At 74.6% G+C, this 25,719-nt stretch carries 21 protein-coding genes; 13 read left to right on the top strand and 8 right to left on the bottom strand.

What is annotated here, in order from left to right; translation table 11 throughout:
• The first annotated feature begins 50 nt into the window (after nucleotides 1-50).
• On the top strand, nucleotides 51-836 hold the full coding sequence (locus AC07A4_RS33100) for an AfsR/SARP family transcriptional regulator (RefSeq protein ID WP_478605906.1): 786 nt from the start codon (nucleotides 51-53) through the stop codon (nucleotides 834-836).
• A 161-nt stretch (nucleotides 837-997) separates the two neighbouring features.
• Here the strand turns inward: AC07A4_RS33100 and AC07A4_RS33095 are convergent, their stop codons facing one another.
• The 6 genes from AC07A4_RS33095 to AC07A4_RS33070 all read right to left on the bottom strand — a co-directional run bounded on the left by AC07A4_RS33095 (nucleotide 998) and on the right by AC07A4_RS33070 (nucleotide 8,803).
• Complete coding sequence (locus AC07A4_RS33095; protein ID WP_478605903.1) at nucleotides 998-2,356, bottom strand: hypothetical protein; 1,359 nt, start codon at nucleotides 2,354-2,356, stop codon at nucleotides 998-1,000.
• Nucleotides 2,343-3,419 carry a caspase family protein gene (locus AC07A4_RS33090; protein ID WP_478605901.1) on the bottom strand — a complete coding sequence of 359 codons (1,077 nt, stop codon included), beginning with the start codon at nucleotides 3,417-3,419 and terminating at the stop codon, nucleotides 2,343-2,345. The genes AC07A4_RS33095 and AC07A4_RS33090 overlap by 14 nt, the downstream gene beginning before the upstream one ends.
• Before the next feature lie 76 nt (nucleotides 3,420-3,495).
• Entirely contained in the window at nucleotides 3,496-4,998 is a 1,503-nt protein-coding gene (locus tag AC07A4_RS33085; RefSeq protein ID WP_478605898.1) for a hypothetical protein, read from the bottom strand.
• Nucleotides 4,999-5,136: 138 nt separating this feature from the next.
• A complete protein-coding gene (locus AC07A4_RS33080) occupies nucleotides 5,137-6,048 on the bottom strand; it encodes a transporter substrate-binding domain-containing protein (protein ID WP_478605896.1) in 912 nt (303 codons plus the stop codon).
• Entirely contained in the window at nucleotides 6,045-7,634 is a 1,590-nt protein-coding gene (locus AC07A4_RS33075; protein ID WP_478605894.1) for a M81 family metallopeptidase, read from the bottom strand. The genes AC07A4_RS33080 and AC07A4_RS33075 overlap by 4 nt, the downstream gene beginning before the upstream one ends.
• The gene (locus tag AC07A4_RS33070; RefSeq protein ID WP_478605891.1) at nucleotides 7,631-8,803 is read right to left on the bottom strand and encodes an ROK family protein; all 1,173 of its coding nucleotides are present in this window, start codon (nucleotides 8,801-8,803) and stop codon (nucleotides 7,631-7,633) included. Before AC07A4_RS33070 ends, AC07A4_RS33075 begins: the two co-directional genes overlap by 4 nt.
• A gap of 245 nt (nucleotides 8,804-9,048) precedes the next feature.
• Between AC07A4_RS33070 and AC07A4_RS33065 the strand changes: the two genes are divergently transcribed.
• The 9 genes from AC07A4_RS33065 (at nucleotide 9,049) to AC07A4_RS33025 (ending at nucleotide 19,865) form a co-directional block, all read left to right on the top strand.
• On the top strand, nucleotides 9,049-10,902 hold the full coding sequence (locus tag AC07A4_RS33065) for a peptide ABC transporter substrate-binding protein (RefSeq protein ID WP_478605889.1): 1,854 nt from the start codon (nucleotides 9,049-9,051) through the stop codon (nucleotides 10,900-10,902).
• Entirely contained in the window at nucleotides 10,899-11,849 is a 951-nt protein-coding gene (locus AC07A4_RS33060; protein WP_478605886.1) for an ABC transporter permease, read from the top strand. The genes AC07A4_RS33065 and AC07A4_RS33060 overlap by 4 nt, the downstream gene beginning before the upstream one ends.
• Nucleotides 11,846-12,757 (top strand): ABC transporter permease, encoded by a 912-nt coding sequence (locus AC07A4_RS33055; RefSeq protein ID WP_478605884.1) that lies wholly within the window; start codon nucleotides 11,846-11,848, stop codon nucleotides 12,755-12,757. The genes AC07A4_RS33060 and AC07A4_RS33055 overlap by 4 nt, the downstream gene beginning before the upstream one ends.
• A 12-nt stretch (nucleotides 12,758-12,769) precedes the next feature.
• Nucleotides 12,770-14,872 (top strand): ABC transporter ATP-binding protein, encoded by a 2,103-nt coding sequence (locus AC07A4_RS33050; protein ID WP_478605881.1) that lies wholly within the window; start codon nucleotides 12,770-12,772, stop codon nucleotides 14,870-14,872.
• Nucleotides 14,869-15,840 carry a homocysteine S-methyltransferase gene (mmuM, locus tag AC07A4_RS33045; protein WP_478605879.1) on the top strand — a complete coding sequence of 324 codons (972 nt, stop codon included), beginning with the start codon at nucleotides 14,869-14,871 and terminating at the stop codon, nucleotides 15,838-15,840. Before AC07A4_RS33050 ends, mmuM begins: the two co-directional genes overlap by 4 nt.
• A gap of 91 nt (nucleotides 15,841-15,931) precedes the next feature.
• Nucleotides 15,932-17,017: a WD40/YVTN/BNR-like repeat-containing protein gene (locus AC07A4_RS33040; protein WP_478605877.1), complete on the top strand. Its 1,086-nt coding sequence runs from the start codon at nucleotides 15,932-15,934 to the stop codon at nucleotides 17,015-17,017.
• Between the two features lie 100 nt (nucleotides 17,018-17,117).
• Nucleotides 17,118-17,795, top strand: coding sequence for a uracil-DNA glycosylase (locus AC07A4_RS33035; RefSeq protein ID WP_478605874.1), 678 nt, complete (start codon nucleotides 17,118-17,120; stop codon nucleotides 17,793-17,795).
• Nucleotides 17,792-18,778, top strand: a complete 987-nt coding sequence (locus AC07A4_RS33030; protein WP_478605871.1) for an N-acetylglucosamine kinase — start codon at nucleotides 17,792-17,794, stop codon at nucleotides 18,776-18,778. Before AC07A4_RS33035 ends, AC07A4_RS33030 begins: the two co-directional genes overlap by 4 nt.
• A 157-nt stretch (nucleotides 18,779-18,935) precedes the next feature.
• Nucleotides 18,936-19,865 (top strand): sirohydrochlorin chelatase, encoded by a 930-nt coding sequence (locus AC07A4_RS33025; RefSeq protein ID WP_478605869.1) that lies wholly within the window; start codon nucleotides 18,936-18,938, stop codon nucleotides 19,863-19,865.
• An 80-nt stretch (nucleotides 19,866-19,945) separates the two neighbouring features.
• On the opposite strand, the gene AC07A4_RS33020 is transcribed toward AC07A4_RS33025, so the two are convergent.
• On the bottom strand, nucleotides 19,946-20,986 hold the full coding sequence (locus AC07A4_RS33020) for a lactonase family protein (RefSeq protein WP_478605867.1): 1,041 nt from the start codon (nucleotides 20,984-20,986) through the stop codon (nucleotides 19,946-19,948).
• A 173-nt stretch (nucleotides 20,987-21,159) separates the two neighbouring features.
• Nucleotides 21,160-22,671 (bottom strand): FUSC family protein, encoded by a 1,512-nt coding sequence (locus AC07A4_RS33015; protein WP_478605865.1) that lies wholly within the window; start codon nucleotides 22,669-22,671, stop codon nucleotides 21,160-21,162.
• Nucleotides 22,672-23,020: 349 nt separating this feature from the next.
• Between AC07A4_RS33015 and AC07A4_RS33010 the strand changes: the two genes are divergently transcribed.
• The 3 genes from AC07A4_RS33010 to AC07A4_RS33000 all read left to right on the top strand — a co-directional run bounded on the left by AC07A4_RS33010 (nucleotide 23,021) and on the right by AC07A4_RS33000 (nucleotide 25,699).
• A complete protein-coding gene (locus AC07A4_RS33010) occupies nucleotides 23,021-23,503 on the top strand; it encodes an Lrp/AsnC family transcriptional regulator (RefSeq protein WP_478605862.1) in 483 nt (160 codons plus the stop codon).
• 105 nt (nucleotides 23,504-23,608) lie between these two features.
• Complete coding sequence (locus AC07A4_RS33005) at nucleotides 23,609-24,295, top strand: HAD family hydrolase (protein ID WP_478605860.1); 687 nt, start codon at nucleotides 23,609-23,611, stop codon at nucleotides 24,293-24,295.
• A 75-nt stretch (nucleotides 24,296-24,370) separates the two neighbouring features.
• The gene (locus AC07A4_RS33000) at nucleotides 24,371-25,699 is read left to right on the top strand and encodes a hypothetical protein (RefSeq protein WP_478605859.1); all 1,329 of its coding nucleotides are present in this window, start codon (nucleotides 24,371-24,373) and stop codon (nucleotides 25,697-25,699) included.
• Nucleotides 25,700-25,719: the final 20 nt, after the last annotated feature.

Raw genomic sequence — 25,719 nt, 5'->3', positions numbered from 1 at the left:
CGGTCGTGCGCGACGGCAGGGCGTCGACGAGAGCCCCTGGAGGTGGCTCGATGGCTTCGATCACGTGCGCGGCGGCCGGTGACGAACGGACCGCGCTGCGACTGCGCCTGCTCGGCGGTTTCCGCCTCACCCGCGAGGGCCCGGCGAACCGCGGGGTGGGCATGGACTGCGAGGGCCGCCGCGGCCAGGGCGGCGACGAGGTGGACGTGCCCGCGTCCGGCCAGCAGGTCCTCGCCAGACTCGCGCTGTACGGCACGGCGACGCGCTCGGCGCTCGCGGGCACGCTGTGGCCCGACGCCACCGAGGCGCGGGCCCGCGCGAGCCTGCGGACCGCCATGTGGCGCCTGAACGGGGCGGGTTCGGCCCTGGCGGAGGCGCGCGGCGGTGCGCTGGCGCTCAGCTGCCGGGTGCGCCTGGACGTCGACGACTTCACGGACGCCGCCCGGTCGGTGCTCTCGGGGGCGCGGGGGCGCCTCGAGCCCACCGTCTACGTACTGCTCTGCGGGGGCGAGTTGCTGCCGGGCTGGCAGCAGGACTGGGTGTCCTTCGAGCGGGAGCGGCTGCACCAGCTGCGGCTGCACGCCCTGGAGGCGTTGTCGGCCCAGCTGCTTGCGCGCCGGGCCTACGGGGCCGCGCTGGAGGCGGCCTTGGAGAGCACCCGCATCGACCCGCTGCGCGAGAGCGCCCACCGCGCGGTGGTCTCGGTGCATCTGGCGGAGCACAACGTCACCGAGGCCGTGCGGCAGTTCGCGGCGTTCCGCGCGCTGCTGCGCCGGGAGCTCGGCGTCGAGCCGTCCGGGCAGTTCGCGGCGATGCTGCGGCACGTGACCGTGTGACGCGGCGGTGACGGTCGCGCGTCACGATGGTGGGGTCCCGTCCAGGATGCGGGGAGAAGGGGGAACCCCCTGCATGAGCGACGCGCCGGCCCGACAGGCCGCCACCTCGGCGCGCGACGCCCTGGACGGGGCTTTCGCCGCCCGCGCGGCGGCGCCCGCTCTCAGTCCGCGCGCCGCCCGCGCAGCCCCTCGATGGCCCGCTCCACCGGCTTGTGCGGAAGGCCCGTGCGGCGGCACAGCTCGTCCGGGGGCACCTCGCGCAGCACGTCCTCGACGGCCCGGTCCTCCAGGCGTGCGATCTCCTGGACGTAGGCCCGCACTCGGCTGACCGCGTCGGCGGCCAGCGGACGCCCGTCCCGCTCGTCCGCGCGGGGCGCCGCGGGGCCGCCGCGGGCGCTGAGCCTCGCGGGCAGCCGGTCCCGCTCCAGCCACGTCGTCCACACGCCGCGCCCGACCAGGCACTCGGCGACGTCCTCCGCCACGGAGCCGTCCTCGATCACGCCGGGGTCATCGGCGTCCGCCGCGATCAGCAGCCGGCAGGACGCGGCGAGGACGGGCGGCGAGGCGACGCGGGCCGGGGGCCCGTCGAGCAGGGTGCGCAGCGCGGCGAGATCCGGGTGGTCCGGCACGTGCGGTGCGAGGCGCCGTACGACCTCGTCGACGCGCCCCAGGTCGGGCCGGTGGTCCAGGAGCATCGCGTGCGCGCCGACGATGCCGAGGAGCGGGTCGGCGCGCCGCGAGTCGAGCATGGGAAGGAGCTGCTGGTCGGAGATGAGGTCGAGGCCCTGGCGCAGCCCGGACAGGGCGGCCTCGCGGGCGAGGTTCAGCTCCTCGTCGGCCGGGCTCCAGCCGGTGCCGTGCGGCGCCATCTCCACGGACGCGTGCTGCGGCTGGGCGCCGCGCGGCCCGTTGCTGACGAAGACGAGGGTGGTCCAGCCCCGGGACACCCACAGCGCCTGGGCCAGCGGCAGGCCCTCGCCCGAGGGCCTGCGCAGGCGCAGCCGGTAGCCCCCGGGCGGCAGGTCGCCGCTCCAGGCCGACCAGCCCTGCTGCTCGTCGACGCGCCAGCCGCGCTCGCCGCCGTCCACGGCCTCGCCGCCCGCCCCGGTGATCTGCAGGGCGTACGGGTCGAGCCGCCAGCCGCGGCGCAGATTGCGCAGGAGCACCATCAGGCTGGGCGTGCCGTCGCCGCGCGTCGGCTCCCCGCTCCAGCGCTGGGCGGCGGCGCGGTGCTCGTCGTGGGTGGTGGCCGTGCGCCGCACCGGCGCCGGGGCCGGGACGCGCGGCAGCGGCAGCCGCGCGGTGAACGCCTGGTGGCCGACCTCGACGAACTGGACGGCGACGGCGCCCGCGAAGCGCTGCTCGATGCGGTAGAGGCCAGGGGCCACGGTGGTCTCGATGGTGCCCATCCCGTACGCCACTTCGCGCAGCGTCTCGTCGGTGATGGTGACGCGCACCGAGGGGGTGTCGGGAATGACGACGAACGGCACCTCGGGGCGCGCCTGCTCAGAACTGGACACCGTGGCCACCTCCGGTGACGACCTCGAAGAATCCGCCGTCCCTGAAGTCCGGCGCGGTCAGGCTCTCCGGGACGACCTTGTACAGGCCCGGCACGAGCGGCTCGACGTGCCCGGCGCCGTCGGCGTCGGCGGCGCCGTCGACGTACAGCCTGCGGGGCTCGGTGACGTCGCGGCCCCGCAGCTCCACCCAGCCGCGGAACCCGGCGGGGAAGCGCAGGGTCACCGGGTAGGAGCCGACGCCCTCAAGGCCGTCGGCGAAGACGATGGGCGTGCTGGTCTCGCGCAGGAACCGGGCCTCCTGCGGGACGAGCGCGTCGGCCGTGCGGTCGCGCACGTGGCGGCGCACGTACTCGGTGAGGCTGTCGGAGGTCACCTGGCCCGCGGCGGTGACGGTGCCGCCGCCCGCGCCGCGCAGCCCCTCGATGAGCGCGGTGGTGAAGTGCCCGCGGGTCTGGTTGGGGTCGGGCGCCTGCTGTTCGTAGGCCGGGTCGCCGAGCGAACTGGCGTAGCCGACGAGGCACTCGACCTTGTCGGGCGCCTCGGTGGTGTCCGTGAACGGCGGGCCGAAGGCGGCGACCCCGCCGAAGCGGGTGCGGCAGCAGTCGGCGAAGAAGGCGACCTCGTGGAACGGCGACGCCGACTCGTACCACGACAGGTACGGGCGCACCGCGATGTGGTTGCCGAGCAGGTCGATCGCGGCGTTGGCCATGAGCAGCGCGGCGTCGCCGCCGAACGGGGCGATGCCGTGACCCGCGAGGAACAGATAGAGGCGGGTCTCGGACCAGGAGCCGCCGTCGGCGACGGCCCGCCGGACCGCGCGGTGGGCCTCGTACAGGGCGCGGTTGACGCTCTCGCGGGTCGGTACGGCGGTCATCACGTCGGCCTCGCGCTCGTCGCGCTCGGTGGCGGTGACGAGGGCGACGTTGTCCTCGGGCACCTGGCCGCCCGCCGGGTCCACGAGCCAGTCGCGGAACCGGCCCGCGTCGCCGCGCGCCCCGCGCAGGTCGCTGATCGCCGGGTACCGGTTGATCCCGACGACCACGGCGTAGTGCAGGTCGTTCATCGAGCTTTCCCCCTGATGGAGCGCGCTGGCGCGGCTCCCTGAGCGGCGGGGCCCTCCCCCGGCCGCGGTCGTTGGGTCAGTCGGCGAGCATCCGGGCGAGGCTCGCCATGATCTCCGGGTCGTCGTCGAACCCGGTGTGGGTGCGGGCGCCGGAGGTCAGTCCGGGCCCGCCGTCCACGGGTGACCACACGGTGCGGGTGGCGTCCGCGCGCAGGTACGCCCGCAGCTCCCGGCCGTCCTGGCCGCCGGTGTCGCCCTCGGCCAGGAACCAGCGCTGCAGGCCCGCGAGCGGGGCGACGGCCGTGTCGCCTTCGGGGCCGCGCTCCAGGACGCCGGAGACGAAGTACAGCAGGGAGCGCGGGTACAGGAACGGCACCAGGTGGTCGGCGCGTTCGGCGCGGTCGGTCAGGGTGAACATGCGCAGCCGGTCGAAGAGTTCGGCCTGGCGGCGCACGACCGCGGCCAGCTGGCCGACCGTGCAGGCGGGCGCGAGCAGGACGACGTCGCGGACGCGGAAGTCGGCGGGCAGCGGGTCCTCGGCGGCGGCCCGCCTGCGGGCCAGGTCGGCGAGGAGGTTGCCGATGAACACGGCGCCCGCGCTGTGTCCGACCAGCGTCACGCGGGGCCGGTCGCCGGAGCCGAGGAGCTGGCCGAAGCGGTCGAGGAAGCAGCGTCCGGCACGGGGTTCGGCGACGGCTTCGAAGGTCTGTTCGGTCTGCCGCTTCATGGCGTCCCAGAGGGCCGCGCCGACGTTGGCGAGGTAGAACTCGCGCAGGATCTCCTCGACGACCGTCGGGTACAGGCCGTGGTCGGTGCGGTGCCGGAAGCGGCCGACGACGGCGGAGACCACACGCACCGTCTTGCGCACCAGGAGCGCGGAGGTGACGACGGCGCGGCGGTTCTCGGCTTCGGTGGTGTCCGCAGCGAGCTCGGCGACGGTGGCGGGGGACATGAGGGTGGCGACCGCCGCGCGCCCCCCGTTGATGTCGCGCGCGGCGGTCGTCGGGGGTGCCGAGCGCAGGACCGTCCCCGCGATCTCCCGGTTGCGCTCGGCGAGTTCGGTGTCCGCCGACAGGTCGGCGGTGATGCGCACCCGCTCGGCCTCGCTGAGCTCGGGGACCTCCGCGGGCGCGGTCAGGCGCGCGTAGGGCTCCCTGCCGGTGCGCAGCAGGGCGAGTTCGGCGGCGACGGCGCGCGTGGACGGGGCGGCGAAGGAGCCGAGGGCGCGCTGTCCCGGCTGCTGGAAGACGGTGCCGGAGGCGAAGCGCAGGACCCGGTTGAGGAGGGTCTGGAAGACGCCTTCGCTGAGGATCTGGGGGAGGTTGCCCCGCAGGGTCTCGAGGAGGCCGCTGCTCCACACGAAGAACACCGGTTCGGCGCCCGCGGCCCGGTACACCGGGGCGAGCCGCTCGGCCGTCGCGAAGCCCAGCTGGTCGTCGACGAGTCCGCCGTGGAAGTGCAGCACGACGCGCGGCTGGTCCTTCAGGCGCGCGACGAGCGCGTCGATGTCCTCGGTGGTGGTCGAGGCGAGCCGCCCGCTCGGCCCGCTGTGGACGCAGCTCCTGCGGGATGGGTGCATGTCGCGAACCTCCGGCCCGCCCGGAGCTCACCGCAGCCGTCTGCGGCGCCCCTCAGCTCCCGGCGGGTGACCACCGTAGGTCCCGGGCCGCCCCCGCCGCCTCGGGGACGGGCCCAGGGATTACCCCGGGGTGCGCGGCTACGGCCTTCCCAGCCACTGGGCCTCGTACGCCGCGTACGTCCCGTCGTGCGTCGCGAGGTGCACGAACTGGTCGACGTACTCCTTGAACGGCTCGTCGCCGCGCGGCAGCGCGTAGGCCTTCTCGGCGAACGTGAAGGGCTTGTCGGGGTGGATCGAGCACAGTTCGGGGTGGAGCTTCGCCTGGTAGCGGGTCTCGCTGGCGTCCGTCATCATGACGTCCGCGCGGCCGTCGACGATCTCCTGGAAGATGGTGGTGTTGTCCGGGTGGACGGTGAGGGCGGCCCGCTTGATGTGGGCGCGGGCGAACTGCTCGTTGGTGCCGCCCGGGTTGACGATGACGCGGGTGCCGGGCCGGTCGATGTCCGCCAGCGTCTGGTAGGCGTCCTTGTCGGCGCAGCGCGCGATGGGGGTCTTGCCGTCCTCGCGGGTCGGTTCGCTGAAGTACGCCGCGCGGGCGCGCGGCAGGGTGACGGAGAGGCCGCCGACGGCGATGTCGCAGCGGCGCTCGGCGACGTCGTCGACGATCTCCTTCCAGGTGGTGGGGACGAACTTCGCGCTGGCGTCGAGGGACTTGGCGAGGTCGTGGGCCATCTCGATGTCGATGCCGCGGTAGGTGCCGTCGCTCTCGCGGTGGGTGAAGGGGCGGTAGTCGCCGGTGGTGCACACGCGCAGGACGCCGCTCTTCGGTACGGAGTCCAGGAGGGTGCCCTTGGTGCTCGGGTGGCGCCTGGCGGTGTCGGGGGGCGCGGCGGGTGCCGCGGCGGTGACGGCGAGCAGACAGACCAGGGCGGACAGGGTGGCGGCACGCTTGGTGGCGGCACGCTTCAGGACGGCGGGCTTCACGGCGGCGGGCTTCACGGCGGCGGGCTTCATGGCGGCGGGCTTCACGGCGGCGGGTTCCTCTCTCACGCGGTGAGCGGCGGCAGGTGGGACGCCGTCAGGTCGGGGCCAGGGCCCTCTTCGTAGGCGTCCTCGTCGAAGGGGTACAGGGGCCTGTCGACGCGGTGGTGGCCGAGGCGGCGCAGGTCCTGGTCGACGCCGCCGGGGGTCAGCGCGAGCAGCCAGTCGGCGGCCATCGCGTACAGCTCCGGCTCCAGGTAGCCGATCTTCACGACGACCAGGTCGTAGGTCCTGGGGTCGATGCCGAGGCCGCCGTCGGCGGGTCCGGTGAAGTCGGCGAGGGTGTGGAAGGGCTTGCGGCGCTCGACGAGGATCAGGGTGAGGCCGCCGACGCGCACCGCCGCCATGTCGACGCCCCGGTCGTAGGCGCCGCCCTCGGCCCGGTCCTTCTGGTCGGTGGCGCGCTGCAACGCCTCGACGGTGCCGGTGAGTTTGTACGGTCCGCCGTGGCCCGCGTCGACCTTGCCGCCGACGGAGAGCGACACCACCGCGCCCACGCCCGCCTCGAAACAGCGGGCGACCGCGACCGGGTCGGTGATGCCCGGGTGCACGGCGGTGACCTCGCCGGAGCGGATGGCGTCGTTGTCCAGGAGCTTGCCGAGCATGTAGGCGAGGTCGCCCGCGCCGCCCGCGGTGGGGTTGTCGCCGGAGTCGCTGATGAGGAACGGGCGCTTCGTCGAGGCCACGGCCTTGGCGACGCACTCCTCGGCGCTGCCGGTCGGGCCGACGAAGACGAAGTCGCGCCGGGCGTCCCAGTAGCGCCGCGCCAGCTTTCCGGCCTCGGCGGCCGCGCGTTCGGCGTCGTCGCCGGTGACGACGACCGCGGCCTGGCAGCGCGGCTCGTCGGCCCAGGCGTAGCCGACCCACAGGGCGGCGTCGAGGATGCCGGGAAGGCGTTCGATGTCGGCGAGGGAGGCGTACAGAGACTTGGCGGGCTCCAGGCGGGTGCTGGTCTTCTCGCCGGGCAGCAGGACGGGCACCTGGACCCAGGCGCGGTGGGGCCGCTTGCCCTCGCGCAGACAGCGCACCAGGTTGCGGGCGGCGCGCTCGCGGGTCTCCCAGGCGTCCTCGTGCGGCGCGAGGCGGTGCGCGGTGAGCAGGTCGACGGGCGCGGCGAAGCGGTGGGAGACGTTGCCGTGCAGGTCCATGGCCGCGGAGAGCATGGGGCGGCCGGTGCCGTCGGGGGTGCCCGCGGAGTCGAGGGCGGCCCGCACGGCCTCGGTGAGGTCGGCTTCGGCGTCGGTGAGGCCGACGACGCTCATGGCGCCGTGGATGTCGTACACGAGCCCGTCGAGGGGGCCCGCCGCGCGGACGCGGGTGATGAGTTCGTCCTTGAGGGTCAGGTACGACTCCGCTTCCACGGGGCCGCCGGGCAGGGCCGTGGCGTGCAGCAGCGGCACCCACTCGATGGGGCCGCCGAGGCAGGTGAGGTCGCTGTCGGGGCGTGTCCAGGCGTAGCGGTCGAGGAGTTCCTGGCCGCGGGTCTGGCGGAAGTCGTCGGTGGTGGAGCGGTGCGGGCAGAACGTGGACGACTCGATGCCGATGCCGCCGACGCCGATGCGCAGGGGGCGGCCGGTGACGGGGAGTGCGTTCATGCCGGGGTGCTCTCTTCCTGTGTGGTCAGCGGGTGGTGGCGCAGCGCGGTGAGGCCCGCGCCGAGGAGGCCCGCGTCCGGCCCCGTGACGGTCGTCGTGATCTCCAGGTCGGCGGTGGCGAGCGGCAGGCAGCGCTCGTAGAGCACCCCGCGCACGGCGGCGACCAGCGGTTCGGCGGTGGCGAGGACGCCGCCGATGGCCACGGCCTGGGGGTTGAAGAAGTTGACGACGACGGACAGGACCGTGCCGATGTGCCGGCCCGCGGTGCGCACGAGCGTGGTGGCCCGCGGGTCCCCGTCGGCGACGAGCCGCAGGAGCTCGCCGGTGGTGGCCACCTCCACGCCCTGGTGGGCGAGTTCGCGGATGAGGGCGGCGCCGCTCGCGACGGTCTCCAGGCAGCCGATGTTGCCGCAGCTGCAGGGGCGCTCGCCCGCCGCCTCGACGCGGACGTGGCTGATGTCGCCCGCGGCGCCGTTCGCGCCGTCGTGCGGGCGGCCCGCCGCGATCACGCCGCTGCCGATGCCCCGGCCCGCCTTGACGACGACGAGGTGGTCGAGTTCGGGGCGGGCGGCCCGGTGTTCGCCGACGGCCATCATGGTGGCGTCGTTCTCGACGGTCACGGGCATCCCGAGGCGTTCGGTGAGCGCCTCGCGCAGCGGGTAGCGGTGCCAGCCGGGCATGCGCGAGGGGCTGAGCACCCGCCCCTCGCCGGGCCGCACCGGGCCGGGGAAGGCGACGCCGAGGGCGCGCACGGCGCGGCCCGCGGCCCGCTGGCGGGCGGCGAGTTCGGCCACGCGCTCGCACAGCCAGTCGACGACGGGGTCGGGGCCGGCGGTGATGTCGTGCGGCAGGTCCACGGCGTCGTCGACGCCGCCACCGAGGTCGACGGCGGCGAGGCGGGCGTGGTGGCTGCCGAGGTCGGCGGCGAGGGCGACGCCTCCCTGGGCGCGCACCCGCAGGAGCCGGGGGCGGCGCCCGCCCCGGGACGCGCCTTCGCCGGACTCGGTGAGCACTCCGGCCGCGACCAGCTCCTGCACCCGCAGCGACACCGTGGACGGCGCGAGCCCCAGCTCCCGTACGAGGTCGGCCCGCGAGGTGGCCGCGCCCGACGACACCAGATGCACGATGTGCTGCGCCGATCCGGGTGCGCCGTGTGCGCCGCTTGCCATACCGCCCCCGTACGTTCGACGACTTGATTTGTTGCTCGGCCGAACACTAGAGGCCAGCAAAGGAAGTTGACCAGTCCCGTCAAAGAAATGCCGGGCCACACTCGGCTTTTCGCATTCTTTGCCGAACGAAGCTCTTGACTTGCTTTTCGCCACGGGCCTAGCGTGCGGGCCTCCCACCGCTCACCCGTGCGGACCCGGTCCCGGCGGAGGCAGTTCCCGTCCCGGCAGCTCCTGGAGGCCCCACCATGCGCTCACTGAAGGCGGTCGCGGCCGTGGGCCTCGCGCTCGCCGCCCTCGCGGGCTGCACCCGGGAGGGCGGCCGCGTCGACATGGGGCCGACCGGCGGCACGCCCGTCGAGGGCGGCGTCGTCACCATGGCCCTGCCCCCGGCCGCGACCCCCAACTGGATCTTCCCGATCGGGGCGCCCGGCTACGGCGCCTCGTACAACTCGGCCATCTACTCCCTGCTGTTCATGCCGGTGTACGACGCCGTCCTGGACAAGGCCAAGGGCGCGCTGACGACGCGCGGGCCGAGCACGCTGGGCCTCAAGCCGAGGTACTCCGACGGCAACAAGACCGTCACCGTGCCGCTGCGCGAGGGTGTGACCTGGTCCGACGGCAAGCCCGTCACGGCCCGCGACCTGGAGTTCTGGTTCAACCTCGTCAAGGCCAACAAGAAGTCCTGGGGCAATTACTCGGTCGGCACGATGCCCGACAACGTCAAGCGGTTCGAGACCCTCGACGCCCACACCGTCCGGCTGCGCCTGAACCGCGCGTACAACCCCGACTGGTTCACCGCCAACCAGCTCACGCTGATGCGCGTGCTGCCCCAGCACGCCTGGGGCGCGACCTCGGACGGCGGCGAGGCCGGTGACGCCGACCGCACCCACAAGGGCGCCGAGCAGGTCTTCGCGCGGCTCACCCGGCACGCCAAGAGCCTCGGCTCCTACGGCAGCGATCCACTGTGGAAGACCGTCAACGGCCCCTGGAAACTGGCGGGCTGGCGCGACAACGGCCAGGTCACCCTCGTACCGAACGAGAAGTTCACCGGACCGGCGTCCCAGCGCCCGCACTTGGACAAGGTCGTCTTCAAGCCCTTCACGACGGCCGACTCCGAGTACAACGTGCTCAGGTCCGGCGGCGTCGACTACGGCTACATCCCGCCGTCGGTCATGGCGCAGAAGGAGAAGTTCGAGGACCGGGGCTACCGCGTGGACCCCTGGGAGGGCTGGGCGGCCACGTACATCGTCTACAACTTCAACTCCACGCACGCCGGTCCGCTGCTGCGCCAGCTCTATCTGCGGCAGGCCATGCAGCACCTCGTGGACCAGAAGGCCATGAGCGAGGTCATCTGGCAGGGCAGCGCCACGCCCACGCTCGGCCCGGTGCCGGTGACCCCGAAGAGCCAGTACCTGTCGAAGGCCATGGAGCGCGATCCGTACCCCTTCTCCGTCGCCAGGGCCAAGGCCCTCCTGGCGGCGCACGGCTGGCGGACCGGGGACGGCACCGCGCGGTGCGTGCGCCCGGGAACCGGCCCGGACGAGTGCGGCGAGGGCATCGACGGCGGCGCGCGCCTGGAGCTGACCCTGCTGTCGCAGTCGGGCTCCACGGAGACGACGAACACGATGCAGGAGCTCAAGTCGTCGCTGTCCAAGGCCGGTATCGATCTCACGGTGCGCCAGCAGCCGCTCAACTCGGTGCTCGGCAACTCCGTGCCGTGCACCGCGAAGGACCCCGGCTGCGACTGGGACATGTCGTTCTTCGGCACGGCGGGCAGCTGGTACTACCCGCTCAACCCGAGCGGCGAGCAGCTGTTCTCCACCGGGGCGTCCGCCAATTTCGGCAACTACAGCGACAAGAAGGCCGACCGGATCATCCGGGCCGTGCAGTACGCGCCGGACATGAAGGCCGTGCACGCCTACGGCGAGTTCCTCGCTAAGCGGCTGCCCGTGATGTGGCTGCCCAACCCCGCCTACCAGGTCTCGGTCATCCGCAACGACCTGCGCGGCATCGAGCAGAACCCGACGGTCACGTTCGCGCCGCAGGACTGGTACTACGTCAAGAAGGCCCCCCGGGGCGAGAAGGGCGGGGCCAAGTGACCGCGTTCCTGGTCAAGCGCTTCCTCCAGGCGCTCGTCGTGCTCTTCCTCGTGTCGGTCATCGTCTTCGTCCTGCTGCACCTGCTGCCCGGAGGCCCCGCGCGGGCCATCCTCGGCCCGAAGGGCACACCGCAGCAGATCCAGGACTTCAACCACCAGCAGGGCTACGACCGTTCGCTGCCCACGCAGTACGTCATGTACCTCAAGCGCCTGTTCACCGGCGACCTCGGCGACTCGTACAAGCTCAACTCGCCCGTCGTCGAGCTGCTGCGGCAGCGCCTGCCCAAGACGCTGCTCCTCACCGTCCTCTCCACGGCGCTCGCCGTCATCATCGCGGTCCCGCTGGGGCTGCTCCAGGCCGTGCGGCGCGGCAAGGCGTCCGACTACGCGCTCACCGGACTCGCGTTCCTGCTGTACGCCACGCCGGTGTTCTTCCTCGGCCTCATCATGATCATCCTGTTCGCGCAGGTGCTTCCCGTCCTCCCGGCGGAGGCCCCGCAGGGCGAGTCGATCGGCGATCTGCTCGGGGACGTGACCGGCCTGGTCCTGCCGGTGGTGACGATGGCGTTCGGCATCGTGGCCATGTTCAGCCGCTATATGCGCTCGGCGGTCCTGGACAACCTCAGCGAGGACTACGTCCGCACGGCCATGGCCAAGGGCCAGTCCAGCCGCCGCGTCCTCGTCCGGCACGTGCTGCGCAACGCCCTGATCCCGCTCGCCACGCTGCTCGGCCTGTATCTGCCGACGCTGTTCAGCGGCGCCCTCGTCGTCGAGTCGATGTTCAACTACCCCGGCATGGGGCTGCTGTTCTGGAACGCCGCCCAGGGCTCGGACTTCCCCGTCCTGCTCGGCGTGACCCTCGTCGTCGGCATCGCCACCGTCGTCGGCTCCCTGCTCACCGACGTCCTCTACGCCGTCCTCGACCCCCGGATACGGAGCGTGGCATGAGCCAGACGACCGCCCCTGTCGGCACGCCCGCCCCGGGCCACGAGGAGGCCGCCCTCGCCACACCCTCCCTGGCCCGCCGCACCCTGCGGGTCTTCACCGGCAACAAACTCGCCCTGACGGGCGTGGTCCTGCTGGCGCTGCTCCTCGCCTTCAGCTATCTCGGCCCGCTCCTGTACGACACCGAGCAGGTGCACACCGACCTGTCACGGGCGAACCTCTCCCCCGGCACCGACGGGCACCTCCTGGGCACCACCGACCTCGGCTACGACATGCTCGGGCGGCTGATGGTCGCCGGGCGGACGTCCCTGGAGATCGGCCTGGCCGCGGGCCTGCTCGCCACGCTCTTCGGCACCGTGTACGGCGCGGTGTCCGGCTACTTCGGCGGCTGGCTGGACGCCGCGATGATGCGGATCACGGACGCGGCCCTCGCGATCCCCGCGATGTTCCTGCTGGTCGTGGTCGCCGCGATCGTCACGCCCACCAAGGGCGTCCTCGTCCTCATCATCGCCGCCGTCGCCTGGCTGTCCCCGGCGCGCCTGGTGCGCGGCGAGGCGCTGTCCCTGCGCGACCGCGAGTATGTGCAGGCCATGCGGATGATGGGCGGCGGCGGCAGCCGCGCGGTGTTCCGGCACATCGTGCCGAACGCGATCGGCACCGTCGTCGTCAACTGCACGTTCCAGATCGCCGACGCCATCCTCTACGTCAGCTACCTGGCGTTCCTCGGCCTGAGCATCCCCCCGCCGTCGGCCGACTGGGGCTCGATGCTGTCGGCGGGGATCACCTACACGCAGAACGGCTACTGGTGGCTGATCTTCCCGCCGGGCATCGCGATCGTGCTGGTCGTCGCCGCGTTCAACTTCATCGGCGACGGGCTGCGGGACGCCTTCGACGTACGGCTGCGGAAGTAAGGACTCCACGACATGGCTCACGCCCTGCCCCACCACACCTCCGCGCCGCGCTCCACGGACGGGCCGCTGCTGCGCGTCGAGGACCTGCGCGTCGACATCGTCGCGCGCGAGCGCACCGTGCACGCCCTCGACGGCGTCTCCTTCGACCTCGCGCCCGGTGAAACCCTCGGCATCGTGGGCGAGTCCGGCTGCGGCAAGACCGTGACCGCGCTGAGCGTCCTCGGGCTGCTGCCGCCCGGCGGCCGGATCACCGGCGGCCGCGTCGAGTTCGCGGGCCAGGACCTCGCGACCGCCCCCGAGCCCGTCCTGCGCGGGGTGCGTGGGGACAGAGTCGGCATGGTCTTCCAGGACCCGCTCACCTCCCTCAACCCGACGATGACGATCGGCGCGCAGGTCGCCGAGCCGCTGCTCCTGCACCGCCCGGGCATCGCCCGCAAGGAGGCGTGGGAGCGCGCCGAGGAGATGCTGCGCCTCGTCGGGATGCCCCAGGCCGCGGAGCGGATGCGGTCCTATCCGCACCAGCTGTCGGGCGGCATGCGCCAGCGCGTGGCCCTCGCGATGGCGCTGGTGTGCGAGCCGAAGCTGCTGATCGCCGACGAGCCGACGACGGCGCTCGACGTGACGACCCAGGCCCAGATCCTGGAGCTCGTCGACCGGCTGCGGCAGACCCTGGGCATGGCGATGATCCTCGTCACCCACGACCTCGGCGTCATCGCGAGCCGCGTGGACAGGGTCGCGGTGATGTACGCGGGCAAGGTCGCCGAACAGGCCGGCGTACGGGGCCTGTTCGCCCGGCCCCGCCACCGCTACACCGAGGCCCTGTTCGCGGCGCTGCCCGAGCGTGCCGCGCGGCGCGGGGCCGCGCTGCACACCATCAAGGGCCTGCCGCCGAGCCTGACGACGCGGCCCACGGGGTGCCGGTTCGCGCCGCGCTGCTCCTTCGCGACGGACGAGTGCCGCACGCGTGAGCCGGAGCTCACCGACTCCGAACTGGCGGGCGCGTCCCACCGGTTCGCCTGCTTCCATCCGGTGCCGCGGGGCGATGAGGTGCCTGACCGTGCTGAGGTGCCCGTCGCCAAGGCCGTGGCTTCGTCCGTCGCCGAAGCCCCCGAGCCGGGCGGCGCGCTCCTCGAACTCGACGCCCTCGTCAAGGAGTTCCCGCTCACCGGCGGCCCCTTCTCCCGCCGCAAAGGCACGGTCAGCGCGGTCGGCGGCGTGGGCCTCAGCCTGCGCAGGGGCGAGACGTACGGCATGGTCGGCGAGTCCGGCTGCGGCAAGACCACGCTCGGCCGGATCGTGGCGGGCCTGGAGGAGCCGACGGCGGGCACGGTCCGCTTCGACGGCCGCGACCTGGCGTCGCTCAGCCGTGCCGAGCGGCGCGCGCACCGGCGCCGGGTCCAGCTGATGTTCCAGGACTCGACGGCGGCCATGGACCCGCGCATGCGCGTCGGCGAGATCCTGCGCGAGCCACTGGTCATCCAGCGCGTGGGCGGCCGCGCGGAGCAGGAGGAGCTGGTCGCCGGGCTGCTTGACGCGGTCGGCCTGCCGCGCGGCGCAGTGCGCCGCTACCCGCACGAGTTCTCCGGCGGCCAGCGCCAGCGCCTGGGACTCGCCCGGGCCCTCGCCCTCTCCCCCGACCTGGTGGTGGCCGACGAGCCGGTCTCGGCCCTCGACGTGTCGGTGCAGGCCCAGATCCTCAACCTGATGCGGGACCTCCAGCGCGAGCGGGGCCTGACCTACCTGTTCATCTCCCACGACCTGGCGGTGATCCGCCACCTCGCCGACACCGTCGGCGTCATGTACCTCGGCAAACTGGTCGAGTCGGGCCCCGCCGAGCGCGTGTACGCGCACCCGCTGCACCCGTACACGCGGGGCCTGCTCGACACCGTGAACGTCCCGGACCCCGAGGCCGCCGCCCCCGGCCGCGAACCGCTGACCGGCGAGGCTCCCTCCGCGCTCAGACCCCCCTCCGGCTGCCGCTTCCGCACCCGCTGCCCGCTCGCGCGGGACGTGTGCGCGAGTGCCGAGCCGCCCGTCACCACCCCGGGCGGCGCGGGCCATCAGGTCGCGTGTCACTTCCCCCTTACCTCGCCTCGGCTAGCGTCGGCGGTATGAACCAGGCAGCGAGAGCGGGGACGGGCCACGGCGATGAGCTGACGGCGGCGCTCGCGCGCGGGCCGCTGGTGCTCGACGGCGGCCTCTCCAACCAGCTGGCGGCCGCCGGTCACGACCTGTCCCACGACCTGTGGTCGGCGCGGCTGCTCGCCGAGCGGCCGGACGCGGTGCGCGCGGCGCACCGCGCGTACTACGCGGCGGGCGCGGACCTGGCGATCACCGCGAGCTACCAAGCCACGTTCGAGGGCTTCGCGCGCCACGGCGTCGACGCCGTCAGCACCGCCGAGCTGCTCCGCCTGAGCGTCACGCTGGCACGCGAGGCCGCCGCCCTCACCGGGGCGGCGCGCCCGCTGTGGGTGGCGGCGTCGGCGGGCCCGTACGGCGCGATGCTCGCCGACGGCTCCGAGTACCGCGGCCGGTACGGCGTGAGCGAGGCCGTCCTCGAGCGCTTCCACCGCCCCCGCCTCGAGGTCCTCGCCGACGCGGCCCCCGACGTCCTGGCCCTGGAGACGGTCCCGGACACCGACGAGGCCCGCGCCCTGCTGCGCGCGGTCCGCGGCCTCGGCGTCCCGGCCTGGCTGTCGTACAGCGTCAGCGGCGACCGCACCCGCGCGGGCCAGCCGCTCACCGAGGCCTTCGCCCTGGCCGCGGCCGCCGACGAGATCGTCGCCGTGGGCGTGAACTGCTGCGACCCCCGCGACGCCGACGCCGCCGTGGCCCTGGCGGCCCGCGTCACCGGCAAGCCCGTCGTGGTCTACCCCAACTCGGGCGAGCGGTGGGACCCGGCGGCCCGCGCCTGGAGCGGTCCCGCCACCTTCGCGCCGGGCCGGGTGACCGCCTGGCGGGACGCGGGGGCGCGGCTCATCGGAGGGTGCTGCCGGGTGGGTCCGGACGCGATCGCACGGGTGGCGGCCGAGCTCCGCGGCACCGCCCCCGGGGCCGGGCGGGGGCCGACCTCACCGCGTTGACCTGGGGGAAAGCGGTGTCCGGGGGTGACTGTCAGTGGTGCGGTGCAGACTGAAGCCCTATCGAGACAACGCCGTCCGAAAGGTGTCCGCCATGGCCGACATCCTGCTCACCATCGGCACTCGCAAGGGCCTGTTCCTCGCCCGCAGGAAGCGGGGCGCCTGGCAGTTCGACGAGGGCCCCTGCTTCAACGCGCAGGCGATCTATTCGATCGCGATCGACACCCGCGGCCCGGCCCCCCGCCTCCTCGTCGGTGGCGACAGCGCCCACTGGGGCCCGTCGGTGTTCCACTCCGACGACCTGGGCCGCACCTGGACCGAGCCGTCGAAACCCGCCGTCAAGTTCCCCCAGGACACCGGCGCCTCCCTGGAGCGCGTCTGGCAGCTGCACCCGTCCGCCGCCGAGCCGGACGTGGTGTACGCGGGCACGGAACCCGCCGCGCTGTACCGCTCGCAGGACCGGGGCGAGACCTTCGACCTCGTCCGCCCGCTGTGGGAGCACCCCTCCCGCTCGCAGTGGCAGCCGGGCGGCGGCGGAGAGGGCCTGCACACGATCCTCACGGACGCCCGCGACAAGGACGCCGTGACGGTGGCGGTGTCCGCCGCGGGCGTCTTCCGCACCCGGGACGGCGGCGCGAGCTGGGCCCCGTCGAACGCGGGCGTCTCGGCGGTGTTCATGCCCGACCCCCACCCCGAGTTCGGCCAGTGCGTGCACAAGGTCACGCGGGACGCCGCCGACCCGGACCGCCTGTATCTCCAGAACCACTGGGGGGTGTACCGCAGCGACGACGCGGGCGCCCACTGGACCGACATCGGCGAGGGCCTCCCCTCGGACTTCGGCTTCGCGGCCGTCGCCCACCCGCACCGCGGGGACACGGCGTATGTGTTCCCCATCAACGCGGACGCCGACCGCGTCCCCGCCGAGCACCGCTGTCGCGTCTACCGCACCGAGGACGCGGGCGCGAGCTGGCAGCCGCTCAGCGCGGGCCTGCCGGGGGACGACCACTACGGCACGGTCCTGCGGGACGCGATGTGCGCGGACGACGCCGACCCCGCGGGGGTGTACTTCGGCAACCGCAACGGCGAGGTGTACGCCTCGGCGGACGACGGCGACAGCTGGCAGCAGCTCGCCTCGCACCTGCCGGACGTGCTGTGCGTACGGGCGGCGGTGGTCGCCTGAGCACCCCGCCAAGGGCCGTGGCCGGGCCCGGGGCGGCGGTGGAGTCGCCCTGGGCCATCGGTTGCCGGGCGGGACATGTACGGCAGTAGAGTGACGCTCCGTGGCACCACGACCCTTGCATGAAATCGTCGAAGCCGGCTGGGCCAAGGCCCTGGAGCCGGTGGCCGATCGGATCGCCTCCATGGGTGACTTCCTGCGCGCGGAGATCGCCGCGGGACGCACCTATCTGCCCGCCGGAGCGAACGTGCTGCGCGCCTTCCAGCAGCCGTTCGACGAGGTGCGCGTCCTGATCGTCGGCCAGGACCCCTACCCCACGCCCGGACACGCGGTGGGCCTGTCGTTCTCGGTGGCGCCGGAGGTGAGACCGCTGCCCGGCAGCCTCATCAACATCTACCAGGAGCTGAACAACGACTTGGGGCTGCCGAGGCCGTCCAGCGGGGATCTGACGCCGTGGACCCAGCAGGGCGTGCTGCTGCTCAACAGGGCGCTGACGACGGCCCCGCGCAAGCCGGGCGCGCACCGCGGCAAGGGCTGGGAGGAGGTCACCGAGCAGGCCATCCGAGCCCTCGCGGCGCGGGGGCGGCCGCTGGTGTCGATCCTGTGGGGCCGTGACGCCCGCAATCTGCGGCCGCTGCTCGGCCAGTTGCCGTCGGTGGAGTCCTCGCACCCCTCGCCGATGTCGGCGGACCGCGGCTTCTTCGGCTCGCGGCCCTTCAGCCGCGCCAACGACCTGCTGGTGCGGCAGGGCGCGCAGCCCGTGGACTGGCGGCTGCCGTGACGACGGCCGTGCTCGGCGTGGACTCGGGCGGCTCCGGGCTGCGCGTCGCGCTCGCCGTCGACCCCGCCGCGCCAGACGCCCGCCGCCCGGCGCCGAAGAGCTCCACGGAGCCGGTGCGCACCGGGCCGCACGGCATCGACGCCGGGCACCTCCTTGAGCAACTGGAGCCGATGGCGCGGGCGTTGCTCACCGAGGCGGGCGGCGGGGCGCGGCTCACGGCGGTCGCCGTGGGCGCCGCGGGGATGGCGACGCTGGGCGACGAGCTGCGCGCGCGGCTGCCCTCGGCACTGGAGGCGCTGTTCGGGGTGCGCCGGGTGGCCCTTGCCGCGGACGCCGTGACCGCGTACGCGGGCGCCCTCGGCCAGCGGCCGGGCGTGGTCGTCGCCGCGGGCACCGGTCTGATCGCGCTCGGCACGGATCTGACGGCGTGGCGGCGCGCGGACGGCTGGGGGCATCTGCTCGGTGACTGCGGCAGCGGCGCGTGGATCGGGCGGGCGGGCCTGGAGGCGGCGATGCGGGCGTTCGACGGGCGGCGGGGCGGTTCGGCCGCGCTGCGGGCCCGCGCGGAGGCCCGGTTCACGAGCCCCCTGTCGGACCTGCCCGGCCTGCTGTATCCGCGCCCGGACCGGCCCGCCGCGCTCGCCTCGTTCGCCCCGGACGTGGGCCGGTGCGCGCGGGAGGGCGACCCGGTGGCCGTGCGCGTCCTGCGCGAGGCCGCCGGGCACATCGCGGACGCGGCCGTCGCCGCCTGCCCGGACGGTGCGGGTCGCGAAGTCGCTGTGACCGGCGGCCTGGTGAAGCTCGGCGAGGTGCTCCTCGCACCGCTGGAGGCGGAACTGACGGAGCGTCTTCCGGGGGCACGCGGGGTGCCAGCTGCGGGCGACCCGCTCGACGGCGCCGTCCGCGTCGCCGCCGACCTCGCCCGCGACGCCCTCAAGCTCCCTCGCGATCCTCGCCTGTTGCACGTGACGGCGAGCCCGTGACGGGAGGGTTACCGCGCGTACGCGAGCGCGGCGACGCGGCTGCTCACGGGCGAATCGGAAGGGTGGCATCCACCACCGCCCGACAAAGCGGACTAAAGCCCCTGACCTGCACCCTCCCCGAACAGGGCGGCCCCTCAAGCCAGTAGCATGCGGCGCCATGAGCTCCCCCACTGGGCCCGTATCCGGCCTGCCTGTACGAATGCCGCGCCCCCGCCAGCCGGGCCGGCACCGACGTCCGGAGCCCGTCGCGGCTCCCGAGGGCGCGCCCGCGCTCGTCCTCGCCGTACCGGGCGTCCCCAGCACGACCGCGCGCGCCCTCGCCGAGGAAGTCATCAGCATCGCGCGCTCCGAGCTCCCCGGCCTTGACGCCAGAATCGGCTACATCGACGGGGACGAGACCGAGGCCACGGAGTTCCCCGCACTGCGGGCCGTGCTCGCCCACACCGCCGCCGAGCGCGTCGCCCGCTACGAGCGGGCGCTGGCCGCGGGCGTCGAGGCCAAGGAGCCCGAGGGCCCCGCCGCCGTCGTGGTGCCGCTGCTCGCGGGCCCCGACAGCACCCAGATCCGGCGCGTGCGCCAGGCCGTCGTGGACAGCGGCGCCCTCGCCGAGCTGACCGATGTGCTCGGCCCGCACCCACTGCTCGCCGAGGCGCTGCACGTGCGCCTGTCGGAGGCCGGTCTGGCCCGCGCGGACCGGGCGCGCCTGTTCACGGTGGCGACCGCGGCGGACGGCATCGTCCTGGCCACGGTCGGCGGCGAGGAGGCCGTGCAGGCCGCCGGGATCACCGGCATGCTGCTCGCGGCCCGGCTCGCGGTGCCGGTGATGGCCGCGGCCCTGGACGCGGAGGGGTCGGTGGCCGCCGTGGCCGACCAACTGCGCTCCTCGGGCTCGACCCAGCTCGCCCTCGCCCCGTACCTGATCGGTCCCGAGGTCGACGCGAGCCTGCTGGAGGCGGCGGCGCGGGCCGCGGGCTGTGCCGTGGCCGGGCCGCTCGGCGCCTACCCGACGATCGGCAAGCTGACCCTGTCGAAGTACGCGACGACGCTGGGCATCGCCCCGCAGCCGTCGGGCGCGCCGGTGCGCTGACCCGCGGACGGCTCTCTACGCCGATGGGCCCGCCCCCGAGCTGGGGTACGGGCCCATCGGCGTACGGGCGGGACGCCGGGTCAGCCGAACACCACGCAGGAGGGCGCGGGCACGTCCACCTCGCCCGCGCGCGAGGGCAGCCCGGTCGAGGGGTCGACGGCGAACCAGGTGACGTTCCCGGAGCGCTCGTTGGCGGCGTACAGGAAGCGCCCGGAGGGGTCCAGGGCCAGGTCGCGCGGCCAGTGGCCGCCGCACGGCACGGTGGCGGTCAGCCGCGCGGCGCCGTCGGCGGCGTCGAGCGCGAAGACGGACAGGACGTCCTCGCCCCGGGTGGCGGTCCACAGGAAGCGGCCGTCGGGGGCCACGACGACCGCGGAGGGGTAGGCGTCGCCGTCCGGCGTGCCGGACAGCACGGAGGTCTCGGCCAGGGGCGTGAGCAGCCCCTGGGCGGCGTCCCAGGCGCAGACGGTGAGCGTGGGCGCGAGCTCGTTGAGGACGTAGGCGCGGTCGCCGCGCGGGTGGAAGGCCAGGTGGCGCGGTCCCGAGCCGGGCCGCAGGGCGATCTCGCGGTGCAGGGCCAGGCCGTCGCCGCCGAGGGCGCACACGCGCACGGAGTCGGTGCCGAGGTCGACGCTCACCACCCAGCGGCCGCTCGGGTCGGGCAGGACCTGGTGGGCGTGCGGGGCGCGCTGGCGGTCGGGGTGGGGCCCCGAGCCCTCGTGGCGCAGGACGCCCGCGGGAGCGGCGGCCAGGGTGCCGTCGGGGCGCACGGGCACGGCGGTGACGCTGCCGGAGCCGTAGTTGGCGGCCAGCACGTGGCCCGCGTGCAGCGCGAGGTGCGTGGGCCCGTCCCCGCCCACGGGCACGGGAGCGGCGAGCGGCTCCGGGGCGTCGCCCGAGACCCGGAAGGCGGCCAGGGCGCCGTCGGCGGTCTCGCTGACCGCGTACAGCGTGTCCGTGGCGGGCGAGAGGGCGAGGTAGGACGGGTCTGGGACGGCGTCGCTGGCCGCGAGGAGGTCCAGGGCCCCGCTGTCGGGGTCGAGCGCCGCGCTGACGACGCCGCGCCCGCCCGCCGCCGTGAACGACCCCACGTACGCCCGCCCCGCCCGCCTGACACCCATCGCACGCCCCTCTCACCCGCGCCCGTGCCACGCCGCGTGCGCGCCCTGACGCGTCCCCAAGTCACCGCGTGCCGTCCGGCACGCGTGGGGCAGACGCTAGCAGCTGGTCTGGACCAGTAGGGGGAGATGTGGGGATGAGGGGAAGGGCCCGGGGCGGGCGGGCCGGGGAGGTGTCAGGCGCTGATGAGGGGGGCGCGGGGCGAGCTGCGCAGGGGCGTGGCAATCTCGATGAGGGCCCGCTCCAGGCTGTGCAGGTGCGCGAGGGCCGGTTCGGTGGCGCAGGGCGCGGGCGCGGCCTCGGCGGGGGCGGCGCCGGGCGCGAGGGCCTCCTCGGACGCGGTGAGGGCCTCCACGGCGGCCTCGACGCGGGCGCAGGCGGCCACGATCCGGTCGTCGTAGGCGTCGCGCGGCTCGCCCGCGAGCGCGGCGAGGCCCCGTACCTCGCGCGCGCACACGTCGAGGAGCTGGAGGATGTGGCGCGCGCGGGCCTTGCGCGCGGGCATCGGGCTCAGCGGGTGCACGAGCGGTGCCAGGGAGAGCCGTACCCGGCCGAGGACGACCTCGAGTTCCGCGACGTGGGGCGCCGGGTCGGCGGTCGCCGAGCCCGAGAGGCGGGCCGCCGCCTCCCTGGTGCAGGCGTGCACGCAGCGGACGGCGTGCCGGGCCCAGGCGTTGGTGACGGTGTGGGTGGTGACCGGAAGGACCAGGAGCACGGCGAGCACCGCGCCGAGCGCCCCGGCGCCCGTCTCAAGGAGGCGCAGGCCGAGCAGCGCCGGATCGAGGACCCCGAGCAGCCCGTACAGGCCGCTGACCATGACGGTCACGGAGAACATCATCCAGGTGTAGGAGACGGCCGCCGTGTAGAAGATCCCGAAGACGCAGGCGGCGACGAGGACGGCCGTCGGTACGGGGGCCGCGTGCAGCGGGACGACGAGCACGCCGCCCGCGGCGATGCCGATGAGGGTGCCGAGCACGCGGCGGAAGCCGCGCACCAGCGTCTCGCCGCGCGACACGGTGGCCACGAAGATCCACCACGCGGCGCCCACCGCCCAGTACCAGCGCTCGCCCGACAGGGCGTGGCCGATCACGAGGGCGACGCCGCCGCCGACGGTGGCCTGGATCGCCTGGCGCGTGGTGGTGCGGGCGAGGCCGCGGCTCTCGGGCAGAGCGGGCGCGGCCGCCCCCGGCCGGTGCCGCTCGTAGCACCACAGGCCGAAGCGGACGGTGGAGGAGGCGCACAGGGAGAGCGCGACCGCCGCGTACAGCTCGGGCAGCTGGCCGGGCACCGTGTGCAGGAACTGGGTGGCGAAGAAGGCCATGAACGCGAACACGCCCAGGGAGTGCCCGCGCGGGCCCCAGCGCCGGGCGTAGACGCCCGCGCCCATGATGGCGAGGAAGGCCAGGTCGCGGGCCACCGGGTAGTCGTGCAGGAGCGCGGCGAGCGCGAGCACGGGGAAGCCCACGACGGGCAGCAGCAGCGTGGTGACGGCCTGCCCGCGCACGGTCGCGTCGGTCACCGTGAACAGGGCGAGCAGCGCGGCGAGGCCGCCGGTGATGGCCGCGACCAGCGAGTGTCCGACGAGGCCGCAGAGCGCCACGGCCAAGGAGATGCCGAGGACGGCCCGGGTCGCGCCGCGCAGTCGCAGGCGGCCCGGATCCGGAGCCACGAACACCTTCTTCAGCACAGTTTTCCCGCCCTCGACAGTCCTGACATGAGAAAGGCGCCGCGGAATCCGCAGCGCCATCGACGGACCCATCTCACCATCCGGAACCCCACTGGCTCAACCGGACCTCTGGAGAGTGGGCCAATGGCACAGGTTTCCCGCTCTCCACTCGGCCACGGGCGATCCAACGGACCACTGGCCGGGGCTCGCCGCGCCTGACTCCGGTCTCCCCGTGGTGGCGATGTCGCAGGTCACTCCCCCGGCGTCGCGGGCCGCTCCGCCCGGCGCCCTGGCCACCGCGATGCGGCCCCACTGAGCCATTGGTACGGTCATCGCCGATCACCCCCCGCACTTGGGAGAGCACCGCGCCATGGCCGTCGACGAGCTGGACACCCGCATCCTGCGACTGCTCCTTGAGCAGCCGCGCACGAGCGTGCGCGAGTACGCGCGGCTGCTCGGCATCGCGCGCGGCACGCTGCAGGCGCGGCTCGACCGCATGGAGCGGGACGGAGTGATCACGGGTACGGGGCCCTCGCTGTCGCCCGCGGCCCTGGGCCACCCGGTGCTCGGCTTCGTGCACATCGAGGTCATGCAGGGGCACCTGGACGACGTCGGCGACGCGCTCGCCGAGGTGCCGGAGATCATCGAGGCCTTCTCCATCACCGGCGGCGGGGATCTGCTGACGCGGGTGGCCGCGCGCGACAACGCGCACCTGGAGGACGTCATCCAGCGCCTGATCCAGCTGCCGGGCGTGGTGCGCACCCGCACGGAGGTGGCGCTGCGCGAGCGCGTCCCGCACCGGCTGCTGCCGCTCGTGGAGTCCGTGGGCCGGGCGGCGGCCGCCCGGAAGTGACGGCGGCCGCCCGGAAGTGACCGGGGCTGCCGGGAGGTGGCAGTCGCCGCCCTGGAGGTGACGGCGGCCACACCGTCATGATCACCGCCTTGGCATGCTGGGGGCATGAGCGCCTTGAACGACCTCTCGGTCATCTTCGATCTCGACGGCACGCTCGTGGACAGCGAGCCCAACTACTTCGAGGCGGGGCGGCAGCTGCTCGCCGCCCACGGCGTCACCGGCTTCACCTGGCGGGACCACGAGGACTACGTGGGCATCTCCACGCAGGAGACCCTCGCCCACTGGAAGGACCGCTACGGCCTGACGGCGCCGCTGTCCGAGCTGCTCGCGGAGAAGAACCGCCGCTATCTGGAGCTGGCCCGCGCCGCCACCCGCGTCTACCCGCAGATGGCGGCCTTCGTGGAGGTCCTGCACGACGCGGGCGTGCCGATGGCGGTGGCCTCGGGTTCGTCGCGCGCCGCCATCGAGGCGATCCTCCAGGGCACCGGTCTGGACGCGCGCCTGAAGACCTATGTATCGGCCGAGGAGGTCGCGCACGGCAAGCCCGCCCCGGACGTGTTCCTGGCCGCCGCCCGGCTGCTCGGCGCGGAACCGGCGCGCTGCGTGGTCTTCGAGGACGCGGTGCCGGGGGCGCGCGCCGCGCGGGCGGCGGGCATGCGCTGCGTCGCGATCCCCTACGTCCCCGCGCAGGCCGACGACCCGGCGTTCGCCACGGCGGACCTGGTGCTTCGCGGCGGGCAGGCGGAGTTCTCCGCGACGGCGGTGGTGGACTGGCTGCGAGCGGCGGACTGACCGCGCCCGGCCCGCTGACCGGCCGCGGGGCATCGGGGTTGAGGGCGCGCCGCGCCGTCGGTCATGATCATCGGCATGTTATCGCGCAGGAATCGCCGCCCCACGTCCGCCGTGCTCCTCCGGGCCTGGGAGTGCCTGGACGCCGATGACGTCCCGCGGGCCCTCGCGCACCTGCGCGAGGGACACGAGGGAGCCGCGTCGCTGCCACTGGACGAGGTGGCGCTCGTGGTCGCCCGCGCGGCGGGCCTCGCCGGGTTCGACGACCTGCGCGAGGCGGCGACGGAGCTGTCCGCGCACCCCGATGAGGGGCGGCGGCTGTACGACTTCGGGGCCGCGTGCGTCGCGCGCGGCCTTCCGCACCTGGCCGTGCCCGCCCTGCGCGAGGCGCTGCGGCAGCGTCCGGGCGCGCTCCCCGTGGTGCGCGCGCTCGTGGCGGCGTACGAGGCGCGGGGCCGCCACCGTGAGGCCGTCGACCTGCTCACCCGGCACGAGGACGGCTTCGAGGACTGGCCGGACCGCTTCTCGCTGGCCCACCACGCGGTCATGGCGGGCGACCTGGCCCTGGCGAGCCGTCAGCACGCGCTCCTCGCGGACCCCGAGGACGCGCGCTGGCTGCCCGCGCGGGACCGCCAGCGCCGCGTCCTCGACCGTGCGGGCGCCGCCGGTGCGGTGAGCGCCCTCGACCTGGCCGACCTGCGCGGCTGGCAGTTCGTGATCGGCGGCACGGTGCTCACCACCCTGTCCCCGTACGGCTTCGACGCGGGCATGACGGGGCGGTACGCCTGGCTGCAGGACACCCACGGCCAGTGCCTGCGCGGGCTGCTGCGGCTGCGCGCGCTCCTCGACGCCACCGGGACGATTCCGCGCTCGGTGTCGCTGCTCCCCGACCGCGGCGGCGAGATCCTCGGCCTGGCGGCCGCCGAGGTCCTCGGCCTTCCGGCGCTGCCGTTCGAGCCGGGCCGCGAGGACACCGTCGTCGTCGCGTACGACCTGGGCGAACTGGCCGAGGCGAGCGGGGGCCTTGAGGTGATCGGGGCGCTGCGGGCGCGAGCGCCGGGCCAGGTCCTGCACGAGCACGCGAGCAACTGGACCGACCCGCCCGCCGTCACCGCCGACAGCGTCACGCTGCTGCACCAGGCGGTCACCGCCCCCTGGGACGGGCATCTGCGCCCGGAGGCCGACGGCGAGGCGCGCTGGACGGAGCCCGACGACCGCCCGGCGGCCCTGGTCGCCGCGGAGGTCACCGCCGCGGACCCGACGCCGGACGACGGCGACGGCGCGTCCCCCGCGGACCCGGACGACGGCTTCGCGGCCTTCGCGCGCGCCGTCGGCGGCCAGTGGCTGCGGGGCGACCGGGCCCGGCTCGCGTCGTCCGGGCCGGTGCCGAGTTCCCGGTTCAGCTGAGCGCCGGGCCCGCGCGCGGC

The organism is Streptomyces sp. NPDC043996 (assembly GCF_056435225.1).
The sequence above is the reverse complement of the archived record's forward strand: the minus strand, read 5'-3'. Positions and strand labels throughout refer to the sequence as shown.

What these genes read in the sequence shown, in the direction of transcription:
- AC07A4_RS33000 (WP_478605859.1), top strand. Translation starts at nt 24,371, where the DNA reads ATGTTATCGCGCAGGAATCGCCGCCCCACGTCCGCCGTGCTCCTCCGG.
- AC07A4_RS33075 (WP_478605894.1), bottom strand. Translation starts at nt 7,634, where the DNA reads ATGAACGCACTCCCCGTCACCGGCCGCCCCCTGCGCATCGGCGTCGGC.
- mmuM (WP_478605879.1), top strand. Translation starts at nt 14,869, where the DNA reads ATGAACCAGGCAGCGAGAGCGGGGACGGGCCACGGCGATGAGCTGACG.
- AC07A4_RS33025 (WP_478605869.1), top strand. Translation starts at nt 18,936, where the DNA reads ATGAGCTCCCCCACTGGGCCCGTATCCGGCCTGCCTGTACGAATGCCG.
- AC07A4_RS33055 (WP_478605884.1), top strand. Translation starts at nt 11,846, where the DNA reads ATGAGCCAGACGACCGCCCCTGTCGGCACGCCCGCCCCGGGCCACGAG.
- AC07A4_RS33100 (WP_478605906.1), top strand. Translation starts at nt 51, where the DNA reads ATGGCTTCGATCACGTGCGCGGCGGCCGGTGACGAACGGACCGCGCTG.
- AC07A4_RS33040 (WP_478605877.1), top strand. Translation starts at nt 15,932, where the DNA reads ATGGCCGACATCCTGCTCACCATCGGCACTCGCAAGGGCCTGTTCCTC.
- AC07A4_RS33010 (WP_478605862.1), top strand. Translation starts at nt 23,021, where the DNA reads ATGGCCGTCGACGAGCTGGACACCCGCATCCTGCGACTGCTCCTTGAG.
- AC07A4_RS33090 (WP_478605901.1), bottom strand. Translation starts at nt 3,419, where the DNA reads ATGAACGACCTGCACTACGCCGTGGTCGTCGGGATCAACCGGTACCCG.
- AC07A4_RS33070 (WP_478605891.1), bottom strand. Translation starts at nt 8,803, where the DNA reads ATGGCAAGCGGCGCACACGGCGCACCCGGATCGGCGCAGCACATCGTG.
- AC07A4_RS33020 (WP_478605867.1), bottom strand. Translation starts at nt 20,986, where the DNA reads ATGGGTGTCAGGCGGGCGGGGCGGGCGTACGTGGGGTCGTTCACGGCG.
- AC07A4_RS33050 (WP_478605881.1), top strand. Translation starts at nt 12,770, where the DNA reads ATGGCTCACGCCCTGCCCCACCACACCTCCGCGCCGCGCTCCACGGAC.
- AC07A4_RS33065 (WP_478605889.1), top strand. Translation starts at nt 9,049, where the DNA reads ATGCGCTCACTGAAGGCGGTCGCGGCCGTGGGCCTCGCGCTCGCCGCC.
- AC07A4_RS33005 (WP_478605860.1), top strand. Translation starts at nt 23,609, where the DNA reads ATGAGCGCCTTGAACGACCTCTCGGTCATCTTCGATCTCGACGGCACG.
- AC07A4_RS33085 (WP_478605898.1), bottom strand. Translation starts at nt 4,998, where the DNA reads ATGCACCCATCCCGCAGGAGCTGCGTCCACAGCGGGCCGAGCGGGCGG.